Annotated in this window: 14 protein-coding genes; 7 read left to right on the top strand and 7 right to left on the bottom strand. The window is 42.1% G+C overall.

The genetic code is table 11. The features are described from left to right. Positions 1 to 11: 11 nt before the first annotated feature. Positions 12 to 1,472 carry a glycosyltransferase gene (locus HW120_RS14185; RefSeq protein WP_177734733.1) on the bottom strand — a complete coding sequence of 487 codons (1,461 nt, stop codon included), beginning with the start codon at positions 1,470 to 1,472 and terminating at the stop codon, positions 12 to 14. A 156-nt stretch (positions 1,473 to 1,628) separates the two neighbouring features. Further along, complete coding sequence (locus HW120_RS14190; RefSeq protein WP_177734734.1) at positions 1,629 to 1,775, bottom strand: hypothetical protein; 147 nt, start codon at positions 1,773 to 1,775, stop codon at positions 1,629 to 1,631. Between the two features lie 136 nt (positions 1,776 to 1,911). Between HW120_RS14190 and HW120_RS14195 the strand changes: the two genes are divergently transcribed. From HW120_RS14195 to HW120_RS14220, 6 genes are all read left to right on the top strand, one after another. Continuing rightward, on the top strand, positions 1,912 to 2,322 hold the full coding sequence (locus HW120_RS14195) for an OsmC family protein (protein WP_177734735.1): 411 nt from the start codon (positions 1,912 to 1,914) through the stop codon (positions 2,320 to 2,322). A 106-nt stretch (positions 2,323 to 2,428) separates the two neighbouring features. Continuing rightward, a complete protein-coding gene (locus tag HW120_RS14200; RefSeq protein ID WP_246296996.1) occupies positions 2,429 to 3,412 on the top strand; it encodes an alpha/beta hydrolase in 984 nt (327 codons plus the stop codon). 201 nt (positions 3,413 to 3,613) lie between these two features. Further along, positions 3,614 to 4,636 carry a catalase family protein gene (locus HW120_RS14205; protein WP_177734737.1) on the top strand — a complete coding sequence of 341 codons (1,023 nt, stop codon included), beginning with the start codon at positions 3,614 to 3,616 and terminating at the stop codon, positions 4,634 to 4,636. 9 nt (positions 4,637 to 4,645) lie between these two features. Then, positions 4,646 to 6,520 carry a LodA/GoxA family CTQ-dependent oxidase gene (locus HW120_RS14210; protein WP_177734738.1) on the top strand — a complete coding sequence of 625 codons (1,875 nt, stop codon included), beginning with the start codon at positions 4,646 to 4,648 and terminating at the stop codon, positions 6,518 to 6,520. A gap of 26 nt (positions 6,521 to 6,546) precedes the next feature. After that, a complete protein-coding gene (locus HW120_RS14215; protein ID WP_262888441.1) occupies positions 6,547 to 7,608 on the top strand; it encodes an NAD(P)/FAD-dependent oxidoreductase in 1,062 nt (353 codons plus the stop codon). A 248-nt stretch (positions 7,609 to 7,856) separates the two neighbouring features. Next, entirely contained in the window at positions 7,857 to 8,195 is a 339-nt protein-coding gene (locus HW120_RS14220) for a hypothetical protein (protein WP_177734739.1), read from the top strand. 64 nt (positions 8,196 to 8,259) lie between these two features. Here HW120_RS14220 and HW120_RS14225 read toward each other — a convergent pair whose 3' ends face one another. Then, complete coding sequence (locus HW120_RS14225; RefSeq protein WP_177734740.1) at positions 8,260 to 8,490, bottom strand: hypothetical protein; 231 nt, start codon at positions 8,488 to 8,490, stop codon at positions 8,260 to 8,262. Between the two features lie 488 nt (positions 8,491 to 8,978). Here HW120_RS14225 and HW120_RS14230 point away from each other — a divergent pair, with 488 nt between their 5' ends. Next, complete coding sequence (locus HW120_RS14230; RefSeq protein ID WP_177734741.1) at positions 8,979 to 9,668, top strand: Bax inhibitor-1/YccA family protein; 690 nt, start codon at positions 8,979 to 8,981, stop codon at positions 9,666 to 9,668. A 48-nt stretch (positions 9,669 to 9,716) separates the two neighbouring features. Here the strand turns inward: HW120_RS14230 and HW120_RS14235 are convergent, their stop codons facing one another. From HW120_RS14235 to HW120_RS14250, 4 genes are read right to left on the bottom strand one after another with little or no spacing between them, the layout of a single operon-like run. Beyond that, positions 9,717 to 10,376, bottom strand: a complete 660-nt coding sequence (locus HW120_RS14235) for a response regulator transcription factor (RefSeq protein ID WP_177734742.1) — start codon at positions 10,374 to 10,376, stop codon at positions 9,717 to 9,719. A gap of 10 nt (positions 10,377 to 10,386) precedes the next feature. Next, entirely contained in the window at positions 10,387 to 11,157 is a 771-nt protein-coding gene (locus HW120_RS14240; RefSeq protein ID WP_177734743.1) for a sensor histidine kinase, read from the bottom strand. Then, positions 11,147 to 11,791 (bottom strand): hypothetical protein, encoded by a 645-nt coding sequence (locus HW120_RS14245; RefSeq protein ID WP_177734744.1) that lies wholly within the window; start codon positions 11,789 to 11,791, stop codon positions 11,147 to 11,149. The genes HW120_RS14240 and HW120_RS14245 overlap by 11 nt, the downstream gene beginning before the upstream one ends. Beyond that, a complete protein-coding gene (locus tag HW120_RS14250; protein WP_177734745.1) occupies positions 11,784 to 12,407 on the bottom strand; it encodes a hypothetical protein in 624 nt (207 codons plus the stop codon). Before HW120_RS14250 ends, HW120_RS14245 begins: the two co-directional genes overlap by 8 nt. Between the last annotated feature and the right edge of the window lie 197 nt (positions 12,408 to 12,604).

Raw genomic sequence — 12,604 nt, forward strand, 5'->3', positions numbered from 1 at the left:
CTTTTTACCTCTCACTTCTTCTCCACTAAACCACGCGTCAGCCAGCCTCTTCTGTTTGCTGTAGCAATGGCATACGGAGTGATCCAGAACAAGCCAAAAGTATATAGAATACTATAGGAATAAGCCCAGAACGACTCGGATATACTATACCGCTTCGCATAAAAGAAAACGGAAAAACTGGACATAATCAGGATACCGGAAAGTGTGGCACTCAGAAACAACACCGGATGCGTGAATATAAAAAGTAACATCGCTATAATAAACGGATAGGCCATAACGATCTTTAACGACTGGTTTAAGAATAAAAGCCGGGTTCCCACTGTAGAACCGTTTCTAAACTTTTTAAACACAAACCTGGACATCATGATATTTTCACGCACATTGCTTCGGTCCCATCGGATAAACATCTTGTACAAACCGCTGTATTGCTCCGGTACATTCGTCAAAACATACGAATTTCTCTGAAACAGAACATGATACCCCTGCTTCAGGATCATATTGGTCATCGCACGGTCTTCGCCAATATCGGAAGGCTGCCCCATAAACGTCTGGCTGATCCATTCCGGAAGACACGCAAACACCACATCACTGCGGTAAGCCGATAAAGCTCCCGGAGTACACATTACCGATCCCAGCGCACTTTCGGCAGAACGCATAAACTCAAAACTCAATACAAAACTAACATTCAGCATTTTCGGAATAATCCCGCTGTTGTTATTTAAAACCTGGACATTCCCGGCAACGGCACCACACTTCTCGTTAGTAACAAACGGGCTGACTAAATTTCGTAAAGTATCTGCCTTTACAATCGAATCACTGTCGACCGTCACAAAAATCTCCCCGGTACCAAGCTTGAACCCGCGGTAAAGCGCATGACGCTTTCCTTTATTTTCCGGTTGCTTATAGATCGACACCCGATCCCCTAACCTTTCTTTTGCCTGCTGCATCCAGTACCAGGTATCATCCTTACTTCCGTCATCTATTGCCAGCAACTGTAACTTCTCCTGCGGATAATCGCTGTTTGCCAGGCTCATTAAAGTATCCCACACCTGCTTGCCTTCGTTATAAGCCGGAACGATCACCGTACAGGTAGGCAGTAACGCGTCTGTAACAGATTCAACGGGTTTGTATTTAAAATATAAAAACAAATTATACAGGAAAAACCCCAATCGGAACAACAGCAGTGAAGTGCTTAGTACAATAAAACAAAACCATCCTGTAGTATTCAGGCGCTCCAGATTGACTTTATCAAACTCCGGCTGCAATTCATACACCAGGAAAGTCGAGCCAAGCAACAGTACAAAAGTACTCACGAGTACTGCAATACCCAAAGGCTTTAATGATCCCTTTGCCGTCTTTTTGGATGCTTTTTTATTGCTGTAAAAAACAGGATTGCCTATACCGGGTACCGCTGTAGCCCTATCGTTTTTGGCAAAATATAATTGTTCGGAAGTAATTGATTCGCTTTTCATATTTGTTGTACTATTCGTTACTATCGCGATTCCACACATTTGATGAGGAATCTGCACAGTCACAACAAAACAAGCGGTATGCCATTTACACTTTCAAATGATAATGAAGGCTTTAGCGCTGAAAACCCTAAAATAAAAGTGTGGAAATTCCCCAATTCAATACCCAATTCCCCAACCACATCCGGATTCTTCAACCGGCTGCCACAGTTTCCGGAAAACAGGAAAAACAATCCATCCCTGCGGCCAGATACAAATCAGCATTGGAAAAGACAATTCTATCAGGCTGTCAACCAAAAAAGCCATATAAACCGCTTAAAACAACATCAAAAATACTATAAAAGGAAAAATGTACAATTTTAATAGCCTTTTATACCTTTCCGGAGGCGCTTTACGCCCATACCTTTGTCCTATCAAATTAATCCTTTAAAAAATAAACAACATGAAACGTAAAGCAAAAGCCGTATGGAACGGTAACATCAAAGAAGGTAACGGACACCTAACCACAAACAGTCTTGTTTTAAACAAAACCCAATATTCCTTTAACAGCCGTTTTGCCGAAGGAATAGGTACAAACCCCGAAGAACTGCTAGCAGCGGCACATGCCGGGTGCTTTACCATGAAATTAAGCCTGGATCTCACTACTGCCGGCTATACTGCCGAAGAGTTAACCACAGAATCAACCGTTACGCTTAACGACGGAAAAATTACACAGTCACTACTCATTCTTACTGCAAAAGTACCCGGAATATCCGATGAAGAATTTCAGCAATTAGCCAGACAGGCGGAAGCTACCTGCCCTGTTAGTCAGGCTTTTAATTTTGAAATCATACTGCAGGCAAACCTTGTTTAATCGTTTTTTATACTTAACTTTTAAGTTCATTTTTATTATGAAACCAATATTTTCTTTCAAACGGGTAGTATCCCTCATTTTAATAGTAACCTTAAATTCAACAGTTATGGCACAAGAAAGAGCTTACAAAGGAGAAAGTGATCCACAGATTTTTAAGGACGTACGATCATTTTTAAAAGCGCTTAATTCCGGCGATGGCAAACCACTGGAAACCTTATCCCCGGCCGATGCAAGACAGGTATTGGTGGGCGCGCAGCAATCGGTTACCGTAGATTATTCCGGAATTGAAGAAACGGAACGCAGTATTTCCCAAAACGGTTACACCGTAAAAATCCATATCACAAAGCCCAAAGGCGTACAGAACAATGCTCCGGTATTTATTTTTATCCACGGCGGCGGCTGGGTACTGGGCGACTATCCTACCCACAGAAGACTGGTACGTGACCTTGTCGTTGCAAGTGGTGCGGTGGCTGTATTCCCGGACTATACCCCATCGCCCGAAGCAAAATACCCAACGGCTATTAATGAAATATATGCCGCTGCCGAATGGGTGTCAAAAAACGGCAAGGAAATCGGTGTGAACGGTAAAAACCTCGCAGTAGTCGGTAATAGTGTTGGCGGAAATATGGCGGCAGTAATTGCCCTGATGGCAAAAGACAAAAAAGGACCGGAAATCAAATTACAGGTGCTGTTATGGCCGGTAACCGATGCCGATTTTGAAACGGATTCCTATAACTCATTTGCAAACGGACGATTCCTGACTAAAAACATGATGAAATGGTTTTGGGACAATTACCTGCCGGATCCTGCAAAAAGAAAAGAAATATATGCCTCACCATTGCAAGCCGGTTTGGCTCAGCTTAAAGGCCTGCCACCGGCACTTGTTCAAACGGCAGAAAATGATGTACTCAGAGATGAAGGAGAAGCCTATGCCCGAAAACTTGACGAAGCCGGCGTACCGGTAACCCTTACCCGGTATAGCGGTTTAATACACGATTACGGACTTTTAAACCCTATTGCCACTATTCCTGCTGTACAAACAGCAATACAACAGGCAGCTGTGGTTATCAAGACAACCCTGAATAAATAAACCACAATTAATGCTACAATAGCCCTGGAGCCGATTATAGTAATCGGCTCCAGGGCTATTTATTCGTTTTAGCAACAGCCTTACCCTTAAACCATCCGGTTGCCGCAGGCTCTTGTTTCTGTTTAAAATCACGTATTACTACCTGACCCTGGGCTTTGGCGATTTTCTATATTGCAGTAACAAACTTACAACTCAACTACCATGCAAAACGAATCATCAAAAAAAGCAGCTATTGATTGCGAAACCAATCCTGCTTTATCCCTTAAAAAAATGTTTGTCGATACGACTATGGGGAACCGTATCATTGCCGGACAGTGTCCGGTGCGCAGAGGGGTATTCTTAAAACCCCATGGTGTTGCCAAAGCCGATTTTATCATGATGCCGGGATTACCTCCGGAATACAGAGTCGGGATCTTTGCACACGATCATTTTGAAGCCTGGGTACGTTTTTCAAGCGATACCGTTCCACATGCACCCGATATGAAAACAACGGTTGGCATCGGGATCAAACTGTTTGGAGTACCAGGCAAAAAATTGCTGGAATCCAGTGAGCACGCCACTACTGCCGATTTTATCCTGCAGAATATGAATGTGTTTTTTGTAGATAATGCTACCGAAATGTGCAAATTCACAAAAGCCGGCGTTGTAGACCACGATTATAACCTGTACCTGAAAGACCATCCGGAAACCAAACGCATTTTAAACGAAATGCAAAAAGTCGTTCCGAGCTGCCTTACAACACCTTATTGGAGCGGACTGCCCTATTCTTTTGGCGAAGACCGCTTTGTAAAATACAAACTGGAGCCAATCAGTCCGCCGTTTAGTGCGCCGCCGTCTCAAAACTCAGCAGACTACCTACAGGCCGATTTACAGGCCCGTTTGAATATGGGAGAAGCCCAATTTAAATTTATGGTTCAGTTCCGTACCGATCCGGATAAAATGCCGTTGGACAAAGCCATGGTTCCCTGGGACGAAACAGAGTCTGTTCCGTTTCATATCGCTACGCTCGTTATCCGCAAACAGGACATAACCAGTCAGGGACAGGCCGAATATGGCGAGAACCTTTCTTTTAATCCCTGGCGGACCCTGGAAGTACACAAACCGCAGGGCAGCATTAGCGATGCCCGTAAAATTGTGTATGAGGCCGGAGCCGATTTAAGACGTTTTAAAAACGGTGTTCCAGCCGTAGAACCCAATCTGCCAAGACAATTAAACAACCAATAAGACAGCGTTATGGATACTAAAAAGATACAAAAAGTAGCTATTTATCCGGCCATCGGAATAGCGCGAATAGGAAATTCAAAAGAATATTACCTGGCTTCCGATTTACCGGGAGTTACTCCGGTTTCGGAAGGCGGTTTTAAAGACGGTGACAATCTGTTTAAAAAGCAGGTGCCTCTGTTCCGTATTTATGCATTGGACGAAAACGACAAACCGTTATATGAAATTAACATGGACACCGCTGCCGATGTCAATATCGAATGGCGGGTGCATGTAGCCAACAGAAAAGCGGCCTGGTACCAGTTTAACAACGCTCTGGATCTGGGCGAATACAGTATTCCGAGTACCAAGCGTAACGGAGCCGTTATGGGTGCCGACAGGAATCAGCTTGTAATTGACCCGGGAACGCGAACCATCAGCGGAAGAAAAATATCCGGTGACGCCTACCAGTTCAATACCGGAAAGTTCTATGACAAGGAAGTTTCTTTGGGTGAGATCAAAACAGACGAAAAAGGCCGGTTACTCTTCTTTGGTGGTGATGGAAAAAGTGCCTCCCATCTTGGGAACCGCGCAATAACCTTTGCCAATAACGACGACTGGCACGATGATACTTCAGACGGTACCGTACGCGCCAAAGTGACCATTGGCGGACAAACATTTGAAGCCAAACCTGCTGTGGTAGCCTGTACGCCGCCAAATTTCGGACAGGGATTGTTCCCGGTCGTAAGCATGCTGGATGTGGTTGAGGACCTGTACCTGCGTGAAGGCTGGATGGCTCCAAAGGAAACGGTCAATTTCTATGAAGACATTCACCCGATACTGTCTCGGATGAGTACGACACAATGGGTAAACGAAGGTTTCTTTGTTTTATTCGGTACCAATTCCCCTAGTGATTTTAACAATCCTGATTTTATCCGCCAGCTGGAAAGTCCGGACGCACAATATGAATCCGAGAGAAAACGGGTATTCGAATGGTTCCGGGACCATCAGTCTACGGAATATGAGCCGACCAAACTGCCACCGCATTACGGTGATTTATTTGGCGATTATGACGATCTGCCGGCGGTTGACCTATCGGTAACTGCGACACAATATGAACGGTTACGACTATGGGCTGAAGGTAATTTTGTTACCGGAAAACCGAAAGAGGTCATTCCCTTTGAGGAATTACCGGTAGCCGGACAGGTGGATGCCTTGTTAAAAGCACCGCTGGAAGAATGTTTGGGCGGACCTTTCCACCCGGGCATCGAGATTACCTGGCCTTTCCGACACCTGATGATGTGGGAAGAACCTTTCCGCTTAAAAGTTTTAGCCGAAAATGAAAAAGTAAGAGACGATTACGGCGGCATGATCACTTCCGAAATAGCCTTATCGGAAAACGGACCGCTGGACGGAACCGGACCGGGATCGCTTACCCGATGGTTAGGCGTGCCGTGGCAAACGGATGAAGCCAGCTGTATGTCGGGTTATGATGTAACCCTTTACCTGCCGTTGCCTTCTTTCTGGTCGGTAAGAGTTCCGAATACGATATTATCAATGGACAGCTACGAGCGGTTGAAATCGAAAACGACAAACGACGGTCAGAAATTAAAGCATTTCTCATACCGTGTGGACTGGATGCGTGATTTCACTTCAAATTACGTTCCGCGTATTAACAATATGATCGCCAAATGGCATCAGTTGGGAATCATTACCAAACAGGAACTGGAAACGCAATCGCAGTTTTTACCCGATGCTTTATGGGTAGAAACCGACCGCGAAGGCCCTAAAGGTACGGATCCTACTTTTGAACAGGTAAAACATGCCGAAAGAGAAAGTATCGTGAGTGGCCGATTATTAAGAGAAGTGCCACGTGAAAGTCATCCATTAAAACGTCACGAATTATAGCAACGTCCGTTTCCATACCGGTAGTTATCGTTGGCGGCGGTCCTGCGGGATTAGCGACCGCATTAACGCTGCACAGTCATAACATTCCGTCTATCGTAATTGACAATCATACCGAAAATGCCGTTAAATTAGGAGAATCATTGGCTCCCAGTGCCAATGCCGTTTTTCGGAAATTAGGTCTGGAAGGAGTGTTGACTTCCGGACAACACAGCTTGTATGTGGGTAATAATGTTGTGTGGGGCGATTCGTCGCTCCGCCAACGTTATTTTTTACACGAGCCTTATGGCGATGGCTGGCATTTAAACCGCAGCTTATTTGAAAAACAGCTCCGGGAAACGGTTATCAGCCACGGAATTCCATTGCTGCAAAATTACCGCTTATCGGAAATCACGGCACGGGACGATAAAATGATAGTAAGTTGTTCGCATAGCGATGCTGCCCCCTATACAATTACGGCCGATTTTATAGCCGATTGCAGCGGAAGAGCTTCCATAGTAGCTAAAAAAATGGGCATAAAAAAACAGACTGTCGACAATCTGGCTTCCTATTATTTTATTGCAGAACCGGCGGCAAATCCGTTAAAAGGCATGACCTTTATCGAAGCGGCAGCAGATGGCTGGTGGTATGCCGCACCGATAGCAAACAACCGGATTATCGTCAATTTCATGTCGGACAGCGATTTACATCCTGCCAAAACAGCTTCTCTTACGGACTGGTTACTCCGGAAAGTAGCCGCTACCGAACATCTAAAAACATATATTTCCACAACGGCAATACCAACGGCAGGTATTAAAACCGCCACCACTTCGCTGCTGGAAAAACCGGGCGGCAAACAATGGATAGCCGTGGGTGATGCTTTGTGCACCTATGATCCGCTCACTTCTTTCGGGATTACCAACGCCCTGGTTAGCGGTCACCATGCAGCAAATGCAATCGCCTCATTTTTACAGGGTAATACCGGTGCTTTATCGGACTATATCACTTCTCAAATGGCATTATTCAATAAATCGGTTGCCTTGTTACAAAACCAGTATCAGTCGGAACAGCGCTGGCCGGAACATCCGTTTTGGGAAAGACGACGGGTTTGAGGGGTGATTTATGATATTTGAGGGTTGAGGTATGACTTGGAGGTATGAAGTTTGATTTACGAGGTTTGATTTTGATAGTGTAAGTAATTACGGAAGTGCTACTACCTGTTTTTACAAAAGGGGTGAAACTACTCATATCCAACACAATAGATCCGATTACTTTAGCTGTGTGATAAAATTATTTTACCACAGAAAGGTAGCATCCGAAAAACCTTAAACGAGTAGGAAAACCCCAAATACTATTTACTATGTCACAACAATCATTTACCTGGTCTTTAGAGGCTTATGAGTCTCGTGGAAATTTATGGTTACGATGGAGCAGCAATGCACCATTCAGAGCACAACAAGGTCAGATTCACGTTTACAACGCTGGCTTCCCTTCCGATCCTACAAAAGAAACAAAAGCATGGTCGTGGGATAATGAAAACAACAGAAACTGGGATACCGGACAAAAATGGGGCACCGGATGGAATTGTGCCTACATTGCTGAAAAAAGCCCGAATGGTCCTTATACTTATTTTATTCAGCTGACAACAACCAGCGCAATGGGACCTAATGTTTTAAAAGCAGAAGAAACTGTAGCTTAAAAGCAAATACACTATTAATGAGCTTATGCAGCGAAACTTCCCTGCATAAGCTTTTTTATATTGTTTAGAACGGTTGTCTTACCCAACGACCGGAAACACATACATAAATACAGGTTGGCATCCCCCATGACAAATCCGTATTTTGTGCCGGACAGCCATTGTTTACCGCACTAACGTTATCATAAGCACAAACTTCTTCAAAACCGCCATCTCCTCTGCCGCCTCCGGTAATGTGTACCTGCTGTTGCTTTTCTACTTTTTGAACACCTTCAAGATTTAAAATTTTTTTTAACATAATTGATAGATTTAAGTTGTTTGGTTTACTCAATCATTAAAGTCGGTTGAGTTTTCCGACTGGATTATAATACTATTACGCGATTAATATCTATTTATTGTGAGCACCTTAAAGAAAAATAGTACATTTTAAAGTTACAACTCTTTGTAAACATGAAAAAAAGTCACGTTAAGGATGTTTATATAAATGATTTAGTGTTCAAATTGAGAATAAAAAGCAATAGACAAAAGGCAAAGGGCAATTGACAAGAAGCAAAGGGCAATAGACAAAAGGCAAAGAGAAAAAGGAAAACGTCATTATGAAAGGACAATTCCTAATTCCTAATTCGTAATTCCTAATTCGTAATTCCTAATTCGTAATTCCTAATTCGTAATTCCTAATTCGTAATTCTTAACTCGTAATTCTTAACTCGTAATTCTTAACTTCATCTGCTTTTTAAAAAAAATCTTATATTTGTTTTTTAACAATTAAAATAATAGTTACAGATTATGGAACCGGAAAACATTCTTGTTGCCCATGCAACGGACCTTGAAAAGGCGACTTTTTACAAAAAAACCTATTTACACGTAGCTTTAGCCATATTGGCTTTTATTGTTGTAGAAACCATTTTACTGCAAACTGTTCCGGCGGAATGGATATATGCCATGATGGGCGGAAAATTCATTTGGTTGTTTATTATTGGTCTTTTCTGGCTGGGAACGACTTTATCAGAAAAGATGAGCTTTAATCCTTCCCGTCAGCAGCAATATTTAGGATTAGGACTGTATGTGATCCTGGAAGCTATTATTTTCCTTCCGATGATCGCGATTGCCGTAGCCTATTCCGGTCCTGATATGATTACTCAGGCAGCGGTTATCACATTATTCATGTTCTCCGGACTAACAGCTGTTGTATTTTTTACCAAAACCGATTTTTCCTTTTTAAGAACAGCCCTGATTGTAGGTGGTTTTGTTTCCTTAGGCTTAATCGTTGCAGGCGCTATTTTCGGATTTAATCTGGGATTATGGTTCTCTGTAGGTATGGTAATCTTAGCATCAGGAAGTATTTTATACCAGACACACCAAATCAAAAACCAATACGGTACCGAGCAATATGTGGGCGCTTCTTTACAGTTGTTCTCCTCTGTTATGCTTTTGTTCTGGTATGTGTTACGAATTTTAATGAGCAGAAGAAGCTAATATATGCTCTCTTTATAATAAAAAGTCCTGATCTTCATCAGGACTTTTTTATGTTAAAAACGGAGCTGTCAGACGGTATTTATAGGAAAACAATACCAAGCCCACTTTGGATTTGATGCCGTATCGCTCAAAAAGTGCCGCACGATAAGCTTCTATTGATTTTACAGACAGCTGCATAATATCGGCCATCTGTTCGTAGGTATATTCCTGTTCATCGCAAACGAGTTCTAAAAAGGTGCGTTCCCTTTCCGACAACACGATGTTTTGCTTTTCTTTTTCTGTGGGCGATTCATAATTCCGGATACGTTTCAATATTTCGGATACGTTGTTATACCCGATTTTGACAATGCTGTCTATCGCAAATTTTAAATCGTGGGCGGTACAGTTTTTATGTAAAAAACCCCTTGCTCCGTGATGATAGGCATCGTTGATGAGCTGTTCGTCAAAATGCTGGGTAAGCAGCAATACTTTATATTCATCGTCCAGTTCTTCAAGTTCCTGCAATACTTCTATCCCGTTTTTGCTCGGCATGGAATAGTCCAGTATATACAAATCCGGTTTCGCATCCAGTGGCAGGGCTGCTAAAAAATCTTCACCGTTATCAAACTCTGCCACAACCTTATAATTGCTGAGTTTCTGTAACAGTTCTTTCAGTCCCTGCCGGACAATGGCATGATCGTCTATAATACAAATGGTCGTGTACTGCATAGTTGAATGATTATTTTTCCGTGATGATAATAGTGGTTCCCGTTCCTATACCGGACCGGATCTCAAAACCGTAACCGATCATGTCTGCCCGATGTTCCATATTTTGCAAACCTAAGGTGGTTTTACTGTCCTTCGTTTTTGCGATATCAAATCCTTTTCCGTTATCGGCTATTTCCAGTGTAAATAACGGACTGGTTTTGATTGCAATCGTTATCTGTGTGGCTTTTGCGTGTTTTAGCGTGTTGTTTATCGTTTCCTGAAAAATCCTGTAGATCACGATTTTTTCATTGACGGTAAATACTTTTGTTTTTTGTTCCGATATGCTGAGGTTGATGTCAATTTTAGGATTTTTGTTTAAGCGCTCTGCTTCTATCGCAATCGCTTTTAGCAGATCCTGCTGTAAAAGCAGCTGATTGTTCAGCGAATGGCTTATACTCCGTATGGATTGGGACAGGCTCCCGACCGACTGCGATAACGGCGCTAATGTTTCCTGTAGTCCGGGAGCATCCAGTTTAAGATTTTCAAGCTGAAAGTTGATGTACGTAAGCTGTTGTCCGGCATCGTCATGCAAATCTGCTGAAATATTGTTTAACACCTGTTCCTGGGTTTCAATTATGGCTGCATTAAGCGTTTTCTGGTAGTCGATATCTTTCTGATAAATGAGCCGGGTATAGTTCTTTATTTTATTGATATACAGCTTGATTATCAGGATGCAGAACAATAGCAGCAAACTGATAAAAAGGAGTCCTATGATGATGCCAAAAGCGATATCATTCAGCATATTGTTCTTTCTTGTTACGATAAATATAAATATTTACCAATGAATAATAAGTGATGTTTACGAAATAACTAATCAGGGAATAGAGCTTTATATCACCGAAAATTATCGTTGTATTCAGCATTTTGTTCTTAAATCCGAAAATAAAACTGAACCCCAGAAAAAACAAGATCGGGCTGGCTAACAGCAAGTAGTTATTGGACGTAAAAAACGGGAAATTCTCTTTCCGTAAATGGTAATAGCTCCAGTATAAAAAAAGCAGCACATACAGTAAGGCACCACAGATAAATGTCCGGGCATTGAAGGTCTGCACGCCTTCAATAAAAAACAGGTTTACAAAAGCAAAAACCAGGAAAAAGAAAAGCGGTACATATCCTTTTGCAGTATTGCTGCAGATCACCGTTATCAGATACAGCCATAAGGCATGGTGGATAATGATACTCAGCGTTGTTAAAAAAGAAAAACTGATACCTCCATACAGCAATATGGAGGTCAGCACTTCTGTACAAAAGCTCACCGTGATGATCAGAAACAACAGTATATTATGCTTTTTCAATTTAAGGTTAAAATAGGCATAAATAAATGTTGCCAGTACAAGCAGCTTGATACTGTTTATGGTTGCCAGTATATTACTCATTTTCTTTTAAACCTATAAAGGTCGGATCAAGGGAGATATCGTAATATCCGGTAAAGCCACTGCCTTTTATTCTGAAAATAATATTCACATCGGCACCAGGATCCATTTTTCCTTTGGTAAACTCAATAGTATGTTTCGATGCCATAACATCGTGATTTTGCATGATGCTTCTAAAAAGCGGTACCGAAAAACAGGTTGTCTTATCACTGAAGGTGCTCACCAGGACCGGTTCAATATCATCGGCATTACTCATTCCGCTGTTATTATATTTGAATGACAGATACTTTTCATTACAGCTAACGCTGTCCAGCTTTTTTTTAATTTCTTCCCACGATACAGCCTTGTATTTTGCAGCATTAACATCTCCCCAGTAATTGACCAGCATGCTTTCAAACAGTCCCATATCGATCTTGTGGTACTTTTCAATAACGGAATAATCATTCGCCTTACAGGCTAAAAACTGTAAATCTCTGATGATTTGCGGAACAGAATCTTGAAATGTTGTTCGCTTGGAAGCCGTCGCTTCAGTAGTTGCTACGCTGCGATCAGTTGTCTTTTTTTCGGTACAGCTGTAAAAAGCAATAAGCAGGACTAATAATAGTGTCGTTTTTTTCATGGCTATGTAGATTTAGAGGTTACTTGGTTTGCATCAAAGGTTAACTATTCTTTATCTCCAATCAATAGGTAAACCCCTAATCAGCCCGGGATAATACCCTATATTTATAAGACACTACTAAAATATCACTTTTTTCTTAATAATTTATCAATCCGCCTCATTTATAACCAATTAGGCAAAAAACAGCTTCTTTATAG

The sequence above is a fragment of the Flavobacterium inviolabile genome (assembly GCF_013389455.1).
GTDB classification, from domain to species: Bacteria; Bacteroidota; Bacteroidia; order Flavobacteriales; family Flavobacteriaceae; genus Flavobacterium; species Flavobacterium inviolabile.